Origin of the sequence: Paenibacillus peoriae, from assembly GCF_022531965.1 — a bacterium.
Taxonomy (GTDB): domain Bacteria; phylum Bacillota; class Bacilli; order Paenibacillales; family Paenibacillaceae; genus Paenibacillus; species Paenibacillus polymyxa_D.
The window spans coordinates 3,188,354-3,204,745 of the sequence record NZ_CP092831.1; the positions used below are offsets into that span (position 1 = coordinate 3,188,354).

General features: G+C 42.1%; 13 protein-coding genes and 2 pseudogenes. 2 read left to right on the forward strand and 13 right to left on the reverse strand.

Annotation, left to right across the window (positions count from 1 at the left end; all coding sequences use genetic code 11):
* Positions 1 to 846: 846 nt before the first annotated feature.
* Positions 847 to 1,581 carry a BclA C-terminal domain-containing protein gene (locus MLD56_RS13865; protein WP_029517854.1) on the reverse strand — a complete coding sequence of 245 codons (735 nt, stop codon included), beginning with the start codon at positions 1,579 to 1,581 and terminating at the stop codon, positions 847 to 849.
* Positions 1,582 to 1,820: 239 nt separating this feature from the next.
* Here MLD56_RS13865 and MLD56_RS13870 point away from each other — a divergent pair, with 239 nt between their 5' ends.
* Entirely contained in the window at positions 1,821 to 2,255 is a 435-nt protein-coding gene (locus MLD56_RS13870; RefSeq protein ID WP_029517855.1) for a hypothetical protein, read from the forward strand.
* A gap of 715 nt (positions 2,256 to 2,970) precedes the next feature.
* Here the strand turns inward: MLD56_RS13870 and MLD56_RS13875 are convergent.
* The 7 genes and pseudogenes from MLD56_RS13875 to MLD56_RS13905 all read right to left on the reverse strand — a co-directional run bounded on the left by MLD56_RS13875 (position 2,971) and on the right by MLD56_RS13905 (position 8,907).
* Positions 2,971 to 4,049, reverse strand: a protein-coding gene (locus tag MLD56_RS13875) for an IS3 family transposase (protein ID WP_152526729.1) whose coding sequence is annotated in 2 segments (ribosomal slippage) — positions 2,971 to 3,848 and positions 3,848 to 4,049 — 1,080 coding nt in all. Because the reading frame shifts where the segments join, the coding sequence is not laid out codon by codon here.
* Positions 4,050 to 4,463: 414 nt separating this feature from the next.
* Positions 4,464 to 4,862 (reverse strand): annotated as a pseudogene (locus MLD56_RS13880) (YmaF family protein).
* Between the two features lie 1,257 nt (positions 4,863 to 6,119).
* On the reverse strand, positions 6,120 to 6,533 hold the full coding sequence (locus MLD56_RS13885) for a nuclear transport factor 2 family protein (protein ID WP_029517858.1): 414 nt from the start codon (positions 6,531 to 6,533) through the stop codon (positions 6,120 to 6,122).
* Between the two features lie 429 nt (positions 6,534 to 6,962).
* Entirely contained in the window at positions 6,963 to 7,100 is a 138-nt protein-coding gene (locus MLD56_RS13890; protein WP_155271700.1) for a hypothetical protein, read from the reverse strand.
* A complete protein-coding gene (gene terS / locus MLD56_RS13895) occupies positions 7,093 to 7,518 on the reverse strand; it encodes a phage terminase small subunit (RefSeq protein WP_049817007.1) in 426 nt (141 codons plus the stop codon). The genes MLD56_RS13890 and terS overlap by 8 nt, the downstream gene beginning before the upstream one ends.
* Before the next feature lie 258 nt (positions 7,519 to 7,776).
* Positions 7,777 to 8,338 (reverse strand): annotated as a pseudogene (locus MLD56_RS13900) (site-specific integrase).
* 347 nt (positions 8,339 to 8,685) lie between these two features.
* Positions 8,686 to 8,907 (reverse strand): hypothetical protein, encoded by a 222-nt coding sequence (locus MLD56_RS13905; protein WP_029517859.1) that lies wholly within the window; start codon positions 8,905 to 8,907, stop codon positions 8,686 to 8,688.
* Positions 8,908 to 9,534: 627 nt separating this feature from the next.
* Here MLD56_RS13905 and MLD56_RS13910 point away from each other — a divergent pair.
* Positions 9,535 to 10,407: a site-specific integrase gene (locus MLD56_RS13910; RefSeq protein WP_049817008.1), complete on the forward strand. Its 873-nt coding sequence runs from the start codon at positions 9,535 to 9,537 to the stop codon at positions 10,405 to 10,407.
* Between the two features lie 202 nt (positions 10,408 to 10,609).
* Here MLD56_RS13910 and glnA read toward each other — a convergent pair whose 3' ends face one another.
* The 5 genes from glnA to MLD56_RS13935 form a co-directional block, all read right to left on the reverse strand.
* Positions 10,610 to 11,938, reverse strand: a complete 1,329-nt coding sequence (glnA, locus tag MLD56_RS13915; RefSeq protein ID WP_013310575.1) for a type I glutamate--ammonia ligase — start codon at positions 11,936 to 11,938, stop codon at positions 10,610 to 10,612.
* A gap of 117 nt (positions 11,939 to 12,055) precedes the next feature.
* A complete protein-coding gene (locus MLD56_RS13920; RefSeq protein WP_007430683.1) occupies positions 12,056 to 12,469 on the reverse strand; it encodes a MerR family transcriptional regulator in 414 nt (137 codons plus the stop codon).
* Positions 12,470 to 12,552: 83 nt separating this feature from the next.
* Positions 12,553 to 13,806 (reverse strand): methionine gamma-lyase family protein, encoded by a 1,254-nt coding sequence (locus tag MLD56_RS13925; RefSeq protein WP_029517890.1) that lies wholly within the window; start codon positions 13,804 to 13,806, stop codon positions 12,553 to 12,555.
* A 111-nt stretch (positions 13,807 to 13,917) separates the two neighbouring features.
* Positions 13,918 to 15,204 (reverse strand): GTPase HflX, encoded by a 1,287-nt coding sequence (gene hflX, locus MLD56_RS13930; RefSeq protein WP_029517891.1) that lies wholly within the window; start codon positions 15,202 to 15,204, stop codon positions 13,918 to 13,920.
* A 113-nt stretch (positions 15,205 to 15,317) separates the two neighbouring features.
* The gene (locus tag MLD56_RS13935; protein WP_039271232.1) at positions 15,318 to 16,301 is read right to left on the reverse strand and encodes an AAA family ATPase; all 984 of its coding nucleotides are present in this window, start codon (positions 16,299 to 16,301) and stop codon (positions 15,318 to 15,320) included.
* Between the last annotated feature and the right edge of the window lie 91 nt (positions 16,302 to 16,392).

A 16,392-nucleotide genomic window follows, 5' to 3' on the forward strand; every position in this document is an offset into this window, starting at 1 on the left:
GGATTCTCTAATGACTAATGTTGAAGAACTTACTGATGTTTTCGACAATTTGTCAGCAATCTTTAGCTTCATGATTCGATTGCCTTTGCTGTTTTACTATGCTGTGCCTTTACGCTTACCACTATGGCATTTTCAGAAAGAGAATTTCCATTTACCTTGAAGGTGTCTTGGTTTATCTCACCAATGGGCCATATCCCCTAGAGCCCCAAGGGGTTTCACTATTTAGTAAAGTACAGATATTGATCACGTTCCCACTGGTGAACTTGTGTGCGATACAGATACAAGTAGCTCCGGCAAATCTCCATTAGTGTGATTCAGGTCAATTATTTACGCCCGCTGATGCTTTTTTGACAGCCAGTTAAAAATGCCTCACTGATTGGAGTTACTTGGAACTGTTCGCCCTACCAATGTCCATCTTTGACGCTAACCGATGCCGGATGGACTACATTCGCAAACTACTATAAATACAGAATAACGTCTGACTTATCCAGATTTACTATTGATCTTCGTGCGAATAAATTTCTTTTTTAAATGCCACAACAAAAAGAAGGTAGGAAAAGTTTCCTAACCTTCTTAGCATTCATATTTCAATGTTTGAATAATATCATTGTTTTTTTACAATGTTACTGCGGATTTACCATTTTAACTTTAAAGATAGGCTTTGGAGTAGTGATAGTGTTTAATGGATCTTATTACTGCCACTACGTTCTCTTGCCATGCTATACAATCCCTCCCCCATAAATTCGTCTGCTTACTATAAGTGAATTAGACAAACTGACGATATGAAATCGTACAGTCTTTTCTAAAGCGGCTACATATAATGTTCTATATATCATTAAAAATGGCTTAAACGGTCAACTTTAATATAGTAAGAGTAGTATTGGTAAAGTTATGAAGTTGGGCTGGGGTTGCATTTGCATTTACCAATTGAATAGTTGTAGGAACGACCCCTACAGTAATAATGACTTCTGCCGAAATTGGTCCGCCACCGTTACCCGTGAAGGGAACAGGAGTAACAGGGATTCCATTTACGGTAAGGTTAAAGGCAGCATCACCTTGGTTATGAATTGTAAAATCTATTAGATAGCTTCCCGTTTCGTTGATTGTTATCGTTGTAGATGGAGGAGTGAAAGTAAATGCACCTCCAACATTAGCCAAAACTCCAGTAAAGGTAATTGGTGAGTTACCCGGAACTGTGTCCGTTCCCGTACCAGGATCTGCTCGGAAGACACTTAAGAAGTCTGATATCCCGCCGCCTGCTGGCCCTGCTGCCCCCGTTGCTCCTGCTGGTCCTACCGCTCCTGCCGGTCCCACTGGTCCTGCTGGCCCAACTGCTCCTGCGGGTCCTGTTGGTCCGGGAATTCCTTGAAAACCTTGTAGCCCTTGCTGGCCTTGAGCACCTGGAACTCCCTGTGGACCCGGCAGTCCCTGCGCTCCCTGCGGTCCCTGAGGTCCTTGAGGTCCTTGAGGTCCTCGGATCCCTTTAACAATAACTTTCGGTAAAACTTTGACCTTTTTAACTACACATCTTCTAAATTTTCTCCGATGCATTTTCTTTTGCCAATAATAATGTCTAAACATAATTAATGATCACCTCCGAAGTCTAGTCAAAGTAGCTTATTGTGCAATTAACCAAAAAGATTGGGCTGTTGACTTGATCTTGGGAAAATAGGCATAGGTCTGACCCTATCGTGTTAGATTATTACTGCTTATCCTTCTAAAGCTTAATAGCCCTACTATCAACCGATCCAGCCCCTGCACTGTATGTATCTTTCTATTTCCAGCTTGCAAAATCTTTACCCAAAAAAGGAGATGAGATAATGACTAGATTGTTAGATGCTCGAACATCTCAAAACGCAAGTTACGGTAATACGATCTCAATCTCCATGCCAGCCAATACTCCTGTTGCCATCGCAGAGCTTGGCTTAGACGTGACGGGCGCTGGGGAAAATATGCGTGTACAATTATCAGGGATTGCTGAGCTTTCATTTCCCACTACTCCACCTTTTGACTCCGTTATTGCTATTTCTATTGTTAGAGGCACTCTCGACTCTCCTGTTGCATACGCCCTTTACTCTGTTAGTGTCTCCGAAGCAAACCCAAACGCTGTACAGGTCGTTACCATTAATGCATCCGATTACAATGTCCCTCTACCACCATCAAATGAATTGGTGTATACCTTATATTTATTTTGCACAGCGGATGCCACCCGAATAGGAATAGAAAGTTTTAATGCGGTTGCCTATTCAGATTAAAATTACACCATCATATGGAGGGCAAAGCCCTCTTTTTTTTCCATCTGTCCTTGAGGGACGACACTTTCCATCTGTCGTTCTTTTTTTTGGTATAGTTTACTTAAGGAGTTGATCAAATGGGATTCATGCTTATTTTTATTGCGATTATTTTTTTCTCACTTGGTATTTTGAGTAAATGAAACCCCACTTGAGGATGGCGTGCAAACGAAGCCTGGAAGATCAAAGGTGACTCAGAACCAAGCGACGCTTACATTGACGGCATGAAATTTAGAGGCTCTGTATCTATACTCTTTGGGTCCTTCTTTTTAGTATGTGGACTTTTGGTTATCTTCCTATAAGTTCCACTACTTGTTACCAATCACCAAAATACCATATCGAAACGGAATTTGCTGTTTGGCTGATGCTCCTCAAATATCATTTAGCATATTTTCAAAACAGAAATCTGTCTCTCATCCAAAGCTTCCAGTAATCGATTTTCCTTAATCTTCTGAGACCGACCTGCCGCTGTAGTAAGCTGCAGTAAGTAGTAAAGATCATTTTTCTCGCATAGTATTTAGTCATCAAACCAGCCATCCTATAAGGAAGAACAATGTAAAACTCGACTCGTCACTCTCGAGAGTGAGTGGTTTAGAAGTGCCAGTATACCCGGGTGTAATGACTTGTTTTCTTTCTAAGTCTTCAAGGCATCCAACACATATGGATTGTCAACACTAAACTAGACAATTTTTTTGTGGTGTCTCTGCTTGAACTCAGCTGGACTCAAGTAATCCAGAGAACCGTGAATCCGAATATGGTTAAACCAGTGTACATAGCCATGTAATTCTGTGGTTAGCTCAGCAAGACTTTCAAAATGACGTTTCTTCACAAATTCCGTTTTGAAAATTTTAAAAGTAGCTTCCGCAACGGCATTGTCATAGGGACAGCACTTCATGCTCAAAGAACGCTCAATCTGAAAAGCCTTTAGCGCATCGTCGATGAGCTTATTCTTGAATTCATTGCCTCGGTCGGTATGGAAGAGTTGAATGTCATTCAGGTTGCCCTTAATTGAAGCCAAAGCACGGTAAACCAGCTTGGCCTCCTTGTGAGGGCCTGCACTGTAGCCAATAATCTCGCGGTTAAACAGAACTACAAAGAAGCATACGTAGTTCCAATATGAACCCACTCGGACGTACGTCAGATCGCTTACGACGACAGACAACGCTTGCTCTTGTTCAAATTTCCGGTCCAGTACATTCGCTTGCTTGGCTTCATTGCATCTCGTGGGATGAGGCTTGTACTGAGCAACCGTATACGAGGAAACCACCCCGTATTCCTTCATGATTCGTCCAATACTCCGCCTGAATACCGTAGAGCCTTGCTGGTGTAACGCTTTTTTGATCTTACGCGTACCGTAGTTTTGACGGCTGCTTTGAAAAATGTCCATAATCAGGGAGGGAAGCTCACCCTCCGATGTCACTTCTACTTTGTTTTCTTCATAATAATAGGTGCTTCTCGGGAGTTTTAGGACGTCGCACATTGCTGATACCGAGTATTTATGTTTATTCTGGCGAATGACATTTACTTTCGTCCCATGATCAGCGCGGCTTGCTTTAATATATCATTCTCCATGAGCAGTTGCTTGTTCTGTTTTCGAAGTTCGAGCAGTTCTAATTCCTCTGGAATCCGGTTGTCTTTCTCTTTGAAGGATCCAGATGTGGAACTCTGTTTCACCCATTTATCCAACGATGAAGGATTCAAATCATATTCTTGAATGATATCCTTTCGTGCTTTGCCACTTTGATAGAGCTGAACCATCTACGCTTTAAATTCAGCGCTAAAGGTACGTCTTTCTTTTTTAGTCATGATCCGTTTGCTCCTTCTAGGTTGGTCTGTAGTCTACTATATTAGACCACAATTTTTCTGTCTAGAAGAGTGTAGCCGATCCATCCCATCCAAATTGCTTTCTAAGCGTCAGCACCTTGGAACAAGAAAAGACGAGCCATAGTAGCTCGTCATTGTTACTACTGATTTTAAATTGTTTGGCCAATTACACTGTACTCATAAAGTCGAATCTTCAGTAACCTGTGGCTGAGTCCTTTAAGCATTACAACCCCCAAGTATCATAAGCAGTATAAATAGTACGAGAATAACCCCGACACTGGTAAACATGCCGCCATAACCAACTCCATCAGTCCCACTATTTGTATGGGGATGAGTTTTTCAAATTGATTAATATCGGTAGTCTTTCTCATCTCCAGTATTTCCACTGTACCTATGGGCGTGAGGAATTCTACCATTTACTGTTGTATACCCTTCAAAATGATGGTAATGCCCACCACCTGTCAAGTGAATGGCTGGTCCTGTAGTACCTCTAATTAGATGCGTATGTTGATCGTTAAATGATGTTTCTGCATAATAATTATGAACATGCGGAACACCACTTGGAGCTGGTTCTGTTACTCCAGCGTAATGGTGGTAGTGTCCTACATCAAGTGATGTATTCCCACTAAAAGGATGTACGTGAACATTAACTGGTCTACCGTCTCACGAACTAATAAAAAGCTTATGCGAATGGTTAGATTCGGAATCACGGGAATGAACAACAAAACCTGTTATTGGTATTTCCATCAGTAGCCACCTCTCTTTATCAACTGCCATATACTATGAAAGAGGTAGTGTAAATGTTCAAAAGGCTATTTGAGTTGAGTTGGTTTCCACTATTCGGGTAGCAGGATAACAGGCTGTCAGAGCGTGTGTATGCCCTCTCTCTGCTCTTTGCTGTACTCTTTCCGGTATTCGTCCGGATAACGGAAAAAGTGCCTAGAACAACTCACATATTGGCGTATAAGAGCAAAAGAAAAAGCACCTCAATGGGTGCTTAACATTCTACCACGATGGTCGATGACCACATAAGGAACCAGCAGGTCCGACCTCGTCAATGTTTTGTGTATTATTTGATAAAGAAACGAACTTCCCATCAATAATTCTTACATAAGTCATATCTCCATAGTCTGGTTGTGTTTTATCTGTCTGCGGAGACACATACGTAATAAAGACGTTACAAAGACGGTGTCCATTACTCATCCTCATATCAACGGCTTGATTTAGGTAATTTTTAACCTGATTTGGATTTATAATATGCTGTTGTGGCGGTCTACCTGCTGGGTAATACTGTATTCCCCCGTGGGTATAATACATTTTTGTCACACTCCTCAGAAAGTTTTTACTTCCTGATAGCCTATGCATAGAAGTGTAACGTTGTGTAAGGCAAGATATTTTAGATGGGATTAATTCATTCTTTCACACAAGCTGTACGGGAACAAAACTGCTTAACCCCATCCCACTTCCCCCATACACAACCTTTGCATTTTTTTGGCTTTTTTGGTGGTCCTTTCATGTATAGCAAAATTCCTTTCTTCTGCTTCTTCTTCAAACCAAAAATCCTTTCAAGGCAATAAAAGAAGCCACCCAAATGAGTGACTTGTATCTGCCTATGTATTTAGAGCACCAAATGAACCGAGGCGCTTATTTAAAACCCGAAAAAAGAAACAGCGATAGGTTCTATTCCCGCAAGCGGGATGCAAAACGCTACGCTGTTGCATAAAAGCATTTGTACTTAGTAACAAACAAGACCATTTTACTGATATTAGAAAATGGCCGTCAAAGAACTAAGACCGGACAATACCGGAAAATGGGCAATTAAACCATTATAAGCTGGCTTTTGCTCACTTTCTCGATATTAGTCTTAGACTGCCGCTGTTATCATTCTATTAACGTTCTTCGTTAGCGTAACGCATTACTTGACCAAATTCGATATGTTGCCGGCCAATAACCTACGTTTTCGTATGATTACTCAGCATAGTGATGTGTAGCTGCACTAACATATCAACAGTCTCTTAAATCAAAAGCTTCTTCTAGTGCGGCAGTATCTTCGAAGATTTGAAAAAACCTTATCTTCTCCTGTTCTACTTCGCAAATAATTGCCCAATCACTCTCGAACACTTTCCCGGTTACATTGACCTTGATGCGGAAATTCCCCCATGCACACGCTGCTTCCTTATTACCGATGAGTTTGTGAAGGACAAAACTCTCTATTTGTTCTGCTTCTTCTAATAAGTTTAAATAATTTCTAACACCTTCTTTTCCATGAAATGTGCCGTATAAAGGAATTTTATTAGAAGGCTCTTTTTTAAGAATAATAAATTTCGCTTCATCATGAACCAATTCGATCACTTTATCAATCTGTTTGCTTCCTAATGCTTGAAAATAATTTGTTAGCACCTGTTGAGCACTTTGCATTTCTACTAATCTCCCTTCGAATAGGCGGAATAAGCTTTGCACAATCCAATGATAACATATTTTATCTACCATCCTGCCCGTTGGCTTAACGCCGCCGCTGCCAGTCTAGAACTATATTTTCACGGTCTAACATTTTATTTCCATCAAACACTCGTCCCAGACAATTCTCTCACCCAGTTTATCCTCATCACCGGACTTCATAGTTTCCCAGCACGTATTACAAAAGGATGCGCCCATTGTTGTGTTCTCCCGGTTCGGATTAGGGTCATTGCAAAGCATACATTTTCCTGTTTTCGGACTCTTTTTCACAATACCTCTCCCATCGATGGAAAAATAGAAGACACGCTGCGGAATTGAACCGCGCAAGGGTTTCTGACCAGGCTGTTTCATGTTTCCGCTGGTTAACTGGTTCCTTGCCCCCTGCGCGTGCTATAAAACCCCGGAATAACGGTCCCATGAAAATTGAAATTCATGTTCTTCTTTAATTGCTACTTGCTCAAGCTTCTTCTCTTTCCTAGTGCCTTTATTGTGTATTTCATATTCGACTTTTTTAAGTTCTTTAATCATTTCCCCCTTTACCCTCAACAAACATAATTCGTTGTGCCCATACGATGGCTTGGAATTGGGTTGTTATGTTGTACCAGATCATTTCAACTGGGTCCATTTCTTGAACTGCGTCCATGATTTCAAGAAACTCAGGATTCTGAGGCATAAATTTACGGAAGAATCCATGTGTGACTGCTTTGTCGTTCCCAGGAGGGCCACCACTTCCGCCCTTATTCCCTTTTGCATTCCTATTACCTGTTTGCCCCCCGCGTTTTCTTTTTTCGGGAAGCTCGCTCCACTTGTCCAGTGCCTTCCATTTGCGGATGCGGGAATCGCTCACACCCAGCTTTAACGCTATATCCTTAAGTTTCATTTTACGTCCGCTATCCAACCACATTTTCAGCGCCTTTTTCCGGTTTGGATTTCGTTCTCTGCTCACTTAATTTTCACCACCACCAAAGTATTCGAGTTGGTTTTAACGCGGAGGCCTAAAAATAAATCTAGCGCTCCACTTGCATTTATTCGTGATGTTGTTCTAACTACTAGAAAACTAGGACTTGTTAAACTAAATAATGTAAAACTAATTCACTATACTATATATTCTCGGTAACTCATAAAACACGTAGATTGCTTGGTGCTATTTGTTTTGTTGTCCTTTCCCATTTTGAATTCACGGTTACCCTATTGTAGAGAATTGCTACAACTCAAAATCCTTCAAAACATCGTCTAAAGTGTCCTGAAGGATACCTACATAACGTAATGTCACCTTCTGTTCAGTGTGATTGAACAGATCCATTAGTAACGCTATATCCTTCGTTTCGTTATAAAAATAGTACCCGAATGTCTTTCTCATAGAATGAGTTCCTATTTCCTTCAATCCGAACTTCCGGGCTACACCATTCAGCATTTTGTAAGCCATACTGCTGCTGATCGGCACAATCTCGGATCTTCTCCTTTTATTGCGACTCGGGAATAAATAATCGCTATCCAGTTTACCGGATATATATGCATCAAGCTCTTTGCGAAGGTTTTTTCGAATGGGGATGTTCTTTCTTTTCTTCGTTTTCTTTTCAGTAATTACAATATGGCTTCCTTTAACTGAGCTGACCTTCAAGGGTAAAATATCCGATATACGCAATCCTGTGTTGATTCCAATCAAAAAAAAAAAAAAAAATGTAGTCCCGTTCATTTTTCTCTTTCAGATATTGCTTAATGGCCTCCAGCTTTTTAGAATCGCGGATCGGCTGAACGAGGTTCACTGCATTTCGCTCCTTTCATGTTTGTTTGAACAGAGGATGGAAACATACATAATTGTTTAGTACCAGTCCAATCGCCCCAGACACATCCATTACATAAAGCGGGTTGACGTGGTGACCTAGCCAGGACAGGCGGGGGTCTCCGTGAAGATTTAATTGGCATATTACTTTCCTCCAATGCAAAAAGGCCGCTTTTCAGCGACCTCGAATTTACGTTATTTTATGGATACAATATATCATTTTTCTAATTCGTTATTACTGCGGTTTTATGTATGTTATTGCATGTAAATTAAGCCAAGGAAAAGTTTCCTGAACAAATAAAAAAGCCGCCTATTGGCAGCTTGCTGTTACTATTGCTTAGTCATAATATTTTTTTGATTAAGGTTAACTCCTATTGTAGGTGATGGCGTTTCTTCATCATAATGCTCATAGTCAAAAAGGGCTTCTCTCGGAACCACTATGGCATTGCACCATTGCTCGTCAGACTTGGTTTTAATTCTAACGACACCTTCACGAGTAAATTCTTCTAATCCAATATGTGTTGTATATCCAACTATAAATCCTGGCAACATTCTTTTCACCCCCTCTTCTTTCTAACAGGATTCGACGCTTAGGAAGGATATACCTTTTTATGCGTCGAAAGTATTAGGTCGTAAGGAGGTGATAAGTTAAATGAATGAAAAGGCTATCCAATTTTGTCTATCTTTAATCCTATCAATCATGTTCGTTGTTTTCTTAATTGTAGGGGGGTATAAAGCTTATTACGCTACTTTAGAATGTTGGCCCTAAGTTTGATCAATTACACAGGAATAATTAGTAATTTCAAAGCGGTCTAAATGATGATTGTCTCAGTTATTTAGAGAACTATCGTCATTTAGACAGCTGAGTCCTTGTCTCATATTTAGTTTTGAATGCGCCCTAACCCTCCGTCATGCACTTGCCACTGCCGCCCTTATTGCATGTTTCATGTTGCATACCGATCATTCGTCCTTTTTCATCCTTAGCTGTTGTGAAGTAGTGGTCAATTATGAAATCACAAAGCTGTGTCGCCTTCGTTTTTTACAGAATGCACATGGATACTTCGGCATTTTAAATACTTCCGGCATGTCCTTGCCCCGTTCTATCCATTATAGGTATGGTTATTGGCGTCCAATGTGTATGATAATCCGGCCAGTCTGCATCCAATGGTGTACCGCAATATGGTGGTTCTTCAATCGGGAAGTTCCACCAAAGAACGTCTCCATAATACGTTGAATCTTCATGAGTACAACATTGAAAAGCACATAAAACCCCACTTCAAAAAAATTACATTACAAAAATTAAAGCCGCTCATGTATCAAAAATTCATAAATAAGCTTTCTGAGAGTAAAGGTAGAGGGGATAAAGTTTATAGTAGACGTACAGTAGAACTCATACATTCCACTATGCATGACGCGCTAGAAAAGGCTGTTACGCTCGGTAAACTGGATAAGAATCCGTGTGAAGGTGTGACTATCAGGGGGATTAAGAAATCAGATAAAGTAAAATTTATTGAGTCAGAGCACATTCCTGAATTTCTAGCAAATGCAAAAAAATACGGATATATTTATTGGTTTTTCTTTATGTTTATGTTAGAGACAGGTATGCGAAAAGGAGAAGTTGGCGCGTTACAGTGGCCAGACATTGATCTAAAAAATGGCTTGGCAACCGTTAGTAAAACTTTAGATTACGATCTCCCTGAGAATCCTGATGATTTATTTGGTGATACAAAGACATTCAACTCAAAAAGAACCTTAAAAATAAGTAACACCTTATTGGCTGCATTAAGACACCACCTAAATGTTCAAAATCAAAACAAGATCACTTTAGGCGAAATGTATAGGCATGATCTTAATCTAATTATGTGTCGTACAGATGGAAGTTCGATCCCGAAATCGTCTTTGTTCAATTCATTTTCTAGGATATTAAAACGAACGGCACTCCCCCCCTTACCTATCCATTCTCTTCGACATACGCACGCAGTATTGCAATTAGAAGCTGGTGCTGATATGAAATATGGCAGGAACGCTTGGGACATGGTAGCATCCAAGTAACATCAGACATCTATGCTCATATTTCAAAAAAAATAGAATCGAATAACATGGGGAAATATGAGTCTTTTACTGAGAATTTATTTCGATAATAAAAAGTTTGGGGGCAATTTGGGGGCGCTTTATAATTCAACTTCATAATATCCATATACTACCCCCAAAGCAAAAATCCCTCAACGCTTAGAGCGCCAAGGGATTTCCCATTTTAGTAAAGCGTCAGATATTGATCACGTTCCCATTGATGGACTTGTGTGCGATACATATCCCATTCAATTTCCTTAAGCTCATAGAAGTAGGCCAATGCATGGTCACCCAGTGCGTCAGAGATAACTTCGCTACGAATAAGTTCAGACAAAGCTTCTTTCAAGTCTGCAGGCAGACTTGGAATGCCTTCTTCAATCCGCTCTTCCTCAGACATCACGTAAATGTTACGATCAATCGGAGCTGGGAGAGCCAACTGACGTTTGATCCCATCTAAACCAGCTCTCAGCATCACTGCCAAGGCTAAATAAGGATTCGCCGCCGGGTCAGGGTTACGAACTTCGACGCGAGTGCTCAGACCACGAGACGCAGGAATCCGAATCATTGGACTGCGATTGCTTGCAGACCAAGCCACATAACAAGGCGCTTCATAACCAGGTACGAGACGTTTGTAGGAATTTACTGTTGGATTCGTGATCGCTGCCATTGCACGTGCATGTTTCAGAATACCAGCCATATAGTGGCGGGCCGTCTGGCTTAATCCGAGTTCGTCCGTTTCATCATAAAATACGTTTTCATTGTCCTTAAACAACGATTGATTGCAGTGCATACCAGAACCATTTACACCAAACAAAGGTTTTGGCATAAAGGTAGCATGCAAACCATGCTGACGAGCAATCGTCTTAACAACGAGCTTGAACGTTTGAATCTGGTCCGCAGCTTTAATCGCGTCTGCATATTTAAAGTCAATCTCATGCTGACCAGGTGCAACTTCATGATGGGATGCTTCAATTTCGAAGCCCATCTCTTCAAGCTTAAGTACAATTTCACGACGGCAGTTTTCACCCAGATCCATCGGAGCCAGGTCAAAATACCCGCCCTGGTCATTCAGTTCTGTAGTCGGCTCGCCTTTTTCATCCGTTTTGAACAAAAAGAATTCAGGCTCGGGTCCGACATTCATCGAAGTGTATCCCAGCTCTTCGGCTTCCTTAAGTACACGTTTCAAGATGCCCCGTGGGTCACCTGCAAATGGGACTCCATCCGGCTTGTAAATATCGCAGATCAAACGAGCTACACGATCTGAGGTTACCCAAGGGAATACAACCCAAGTGTCCAAATCCGGATATAAATACATATCAGATTCTTCAATACGCACATAACCTTCTATAGAAGATCCGTCAAACATCATTTTATTATCCAATGCTTTTTCCAGTTGACTAACCGGAATTTCAACGTTCTTAATAGTACCCAGCAAATCTGTGAATTGCAAACGAATAAAACGAACATTTTCCTCTTTCGCAATCCGAAGGATATCTTCTCTGCTATAACTCACTCTAACCTCTCCCTTTCTGTAATGACTATATACGAATCAGTTGTTCAATAAATTACTTAAATGATGAGACCAGGTTTTAAAGTAAGGCAACCTTATACCAAGAGGTAAGTCAAGACATTATCTCTTATTGAAGAACCGTGATAATTCACCTTGGATCAGGGATACCTGTCCTGGCCTTTTGCCTGCAACAAGTTGTTGTTTCAGCAAGCGGTGAAGCTGAGTATCAGACATTTCACGGCGTTTAACTTCCGTATCTGCAGTAATAACCGTAGCTTCCTCCGATTCCTTGGTAACCGGATTCATGACTTGTTTAATTCCCGCAATGTTAACACCCTTCTCGATCAACGCCTTAATTTCAAGCAGACGCTCTACGTCATTAAAAGAAAAAAGACGTTGGTTTCCCGATGTACGGGCAGGAACTATCAAGTTATGCTGTTCATAATAACGAATCTGACGCGCTGACAAGTCCGTTAGCTTCATGACAATACCTATTGGAAATAAGGCCATATTTCTGCGAATTTCGTCGCCCATTTGTCATCAACCTTCCAGTGATCTATTATACACCTTATTGTACATTTAGCTGATGCAAAGTGTCAATGACATGTTAGAAAAACTCACAATAATTTACGTTCTTTCATCGTTTGCAGTGCCATAAGCACTCCAAATTTAACATGAGAGTAGGTTAACCCCCCTTGCATGTAACCAATATAAGGCTCACGAATAGGAGCATCTGCGGATAGTTCCAAACTTCCCCCTTGTATGAACGTACCTGCAGCCATGATAACTGGATGCTCATAACCCGGCATATCCCACGGTTCCGGCACCACATGGCTATCCACGGCAGCCGCACGCTGAATGCCCTGTACAAAAGCAATTAGATGCTCTGGTCCACTAAAAGAAATAGCCTGAATCAAATCCGTACGCTCTTCATGCCAGGCAGGTTTGGTCTCAAATCCCATCTCTTCAAAGACCGCAGCTGCGAATACGCTCCCTTTAACCGCTTGCCCAACCAGTGTTGGAGCAAGGAATAGTCCCTGAAATATGCCTCGTGTAGTACCTAGCATGGCTCCTACTTCTCCACCAATTCCAGGTGCAGTTAATCGGTACGATGCCAGCTCTACAAACTTTTGTTTGCCGCAGATATATCCACCCGTTTCTGCAATGCCACCACCGGGATTTTTAATTAACGAACCTGCCATCAAATCGACACCGACTTGAGTAGGTTCCAGCTTCTCGGTAAATTCACCGTAGCAATTGTCAACAAAGACAATAACGTCAGGTTTTATTTCCTTCACACGTGCTGTCATTTCTTCAATATCTGCTACACTAAAGGAAGCTCTCCAATCATAACCGCGTGAGCGCTGAATACCGATTACTTTGGTATTGTCATGGATCGCAGCCTTCACTGCTTCCCAGTCCACTTTACCTTCCGCTGTCAGTGAGGTTTCTCCATAAGTAACGCCAAAATCCTGCAATGATCCTGTTCCGTCGCCGGGCTTACCAATCACTTTATGCAGGGTATCATAAGGCCTCCCAGTAATGTACAACAGTTCATCCCCTGGACGCAGCACACCAAATAAAGCAGTGGCAATTGTATGAGTACCCGAAGCAAAATGCGGACGCACCAACGCTGCCTCCGCACCGAACACTTCCGCATAGACTTCTTCCAGCACCTCACGTCCCCGGTCATTGTAAGCATATCCCGTCGAACCCGCAAAGTGGAAATCGCTCACTTGCTTCCGCTGGAATGCCTGAATTACCTTCCACTGATTTGAATCTACAATATGATCTATGTGCTGTATACGTTCTTGTATTTTATGTTCTGCCGTTTCCTGAATTTGCTGTATTTCTGGACTAAAAACTACCATTTACTTTCTTGACCCTCTCTCTTACGCAGCCTTAGGCTATTCATGTTATATTATTGTTCACTTTGAACGATGAGCATTATCATTTTATTGACCCAAAAACATCATTAGATGTTAACCTTCTGTGAACTCGCTGAGCGCATGACCATACTTTTCGTACTCGCCTCTTTGAATTTCAACTTCATAAATGACATCATTGCCATCATACTCTGTCAGTAGTACATCTCCAATTCGATAAAGCACCGATGTTAAATCTCCACGTTCCGCAGGAATACGAAATCTCAGCGTATCACCACTCAGATGCTCTTGAATCAGTTCGCGAATGCCCAGCAAATCCCCTTCATCAAAAGCGCTGATTTTCAAATAACCCTCCCCGGAAGGAAGCATTTCGAGTTGCTCAGGAGTACAGGCATCTTTTTTGTTAAATAATACGATCTGAGGCTTGTCCGCAGCCCCTAGCTGCTGCAAGATCGTCTCTACAACTTTCATCTGTTCGTCTCGCATATCCGAAGACGCATCCACGACATGCAAAATGAGATGTGCCTCATTCGCCTCCTCCAAAGTAGCCCGGAAGGAAGCCACCAAATCATGAGGAAGATTTTGAATAAAACCGACCGTATCCGTAAGAATAACTTCTTTTCCACTCGGAAGTTCCATTGTTCTGGAGGTAGGATCCAGCGTCGCAAACAGTTGGTTCTCAATATATACATCGGCTGCTGTCAGTTGCTTCAACAGCGTCGATTTGCCCGCATTGGTATAGCCAACAAGTGCAACCTGAACAATACCGCTCTTTTGTCTGCGCTCCCTGTGCAAATACCGGTGACGGGTCACTTCCTCCAATTGGCGTTTCAGATCACTGATTCGGTCACGGATATGACGACGGTCTGTCTCCAGCTTGCTTTCACCAGGACCACGTGTTCCGATTCCACCGCCAAGACGCGAGAGGTTTTTGCCATGTCCAGACAAACGGGGGAGTAAATATGACAACTGCGCCAGTTCAACCTGAATAATACCTTCCCGGGTTTTTGCACGTTGAGCAAAAATGTCCAGAATCAACTGTGTACGGTCAATAATTTTGAGATCCAGACTTTCTTCCAGATTCCGTACTTGGGCCCCCGAGAGCTCCTGATCAAAAATTGCTGTATTCGCTCCCAATTCTTCAGCAACTGCACGTAATTCCTCTACTTTTCCTTTACCAATAAACCATTTTGAGTCCTTGGCTTCCTTATTCTGTGTCAGGACGCTCAGTACCTCAACTCCCGCTGTCTCAGCCAGTTTCACTAACTCATCCAACGAGTATTCCGTATTAATACCAGATCGTTTGACTTCATCCGTAATCAGACTGACCAGAACCGCCTTGTCCTGCATTTCGGTTTGTGTATCATGAGTGGAGTTCGCCATATTGTTTGCTCCTTTATTTTCATGTCAACTCTCGAACAGAGACCGACCTGATGTTCAGGCCGGCCCCCGTTCGATGTCATAGCATTCGATGTGATTCAGATTCCTATTATCGCCTATCTTTTATCCATTTTCAAATCCTCTGGACGCAGCGTCATCAATTCCTGTTTGCCGGGTTGCCCGCTCCTGTACTGATTAAGCAACCTGACAGCTTGGTGCCGAATCGCTTTTTCAATCACATTACGAACATAGCGTGCATTACTAAATGCATGAAGACTGTCATTACGCTCGTTTAGCAAATGCTCCTTCATTTTAATTATGGACTGAGGCATGAGAATATAATCCCGCTCCTTGGCCATCATCTCGGAAATTTGGATGAGCTGATCCACAGTATAATCAGGAAAATCCAACTGGATTGGAAAGCGAGAAGGAAGACCAGGATTCGTTCGTAAAAAAAAGTCCATTTCCCCCGAGTATCCAGCGAGAATCAAAATAAATTGATTTTTTTGATCTTCCATGGACTTTACCAAGGTATCAATCGCTTCTTTTCCAAAATCCTTTTCCCCTCCGCGTGCCAAACTGTAAGCCTCATCAATGAACAACACGCCGCCAAGAGATTTCTTTACCAGATCTCGCGTTTTTTGCGCCGTGTGGCCAATATACTCACCGACCAGATCAGCCCTCTCCACCTCAATCAGATGACCTTTGCTCAGTACCCCCATTTTTTGCAGCATTTTAGCGATAATGCGGGCCACTGTCGTTTTCCCTGTACCTGGATTTCCTTTAAAAATCATGTGATACACGTGGGCATTGCTCAACAGTCCTGCATCCGTGCGCATATGGGCGATCTGCAAAAAGGCATATACCTCAAATACCAGGTCTTTGATGTTATCCAAGCCGACGAGATGATCGAGTTCTTTCTGAATTTCCTGATAAAGACTGAGATACTGCGGTAGCGCCTGTGACTTGGTTGAAGCCACTACTTCCGTCTCGTCCACAGTCACCGAAGCTATCGGCTCCGGGCTACGCAGCACGACATTAATTTGTCTGGAAGGTCTCTCCTCCGACCGCTTGCCCGCGGCGATTCCCCGTCCGTTCATGCATCCATCACCTCAACATTTCTTCAGGCACAGCTTACCCTATTAATGTATTCGGTCTGGCATGTCCTTATTAGCATAAAAGCAACGGGAA

Bases quoted from the DNA above. Each gene is read 5' to 3' on its own strand.
- MLD56_RS13905 (WP_029517859.1), bottom strand. From the start codon at position 8,907: ATGTTGCCAGGATTTATAGTTGGATATACAACACATATTGGATTAGAA.
- MLD56_RS13885 (WP_029517858.1), bottom strand. From the start codon at position 6,533: ATGCAAAGTGCTCAACAGGTGCTAACAAATTATTTTCAAGCATTAGGA.
- MLD56_RS13890 (WP_155271700.1), bottom strand. From the start codon at position 7,100: ATGATTAAAGAACTTAAAAAAGTCGAATATGAAATACACAATAAAGGC.
- MLD56_RS13870 (WP_029517855.1), top strand. From the start codon at position 1,821: ATGACTAGATTGTTAGATGCTCGAACATCTCAAAACGCAAGTTACGGT.
- MLD56_RS13920 (WP_007430683.1), bottom strand. From the start codon at position 12,469: ATGGGCGACGAAATTCGCAGAAATATGGCCTTATTTCCAATAGGTATT.
- MLD56_RS13865 (WP_029517854.1), bottom strand. From the start codon at position 1,581: ATGTTTAGACATTATTATTGGCAAAAGAAAATGCATCGGAGAAAATTT.
- MLD56_RS13935 (WP_039271232.1), bottom strand. From the start codon at position 16,301: ATGAACGGACGGGGAATCGCCGCGGGCAAGCGGTCGGAGGAGAGACCT.
- MLD56_RS13910 (WP_049817008.1), top strand. From the start codon at position 9,535: ATGGTGGTTCTTCAATCGGGAAGTTCCACCAAAGAACGTCTCCATAAT.
- MLD56_RS13925 (WP_029517890.1), bottom strand. From the start codon at position 13,806: ATGGTAGTTTTTAGTCCAGAAATACAGCAAATTCAGGAAACGGCAGAA.
- hflX (WP_029517891.1), bottom strand. From the start codon at position 15,204: ATGGCGAACTCCACTCATGATACACAAACCGAAATGCAGGACAAGGCG.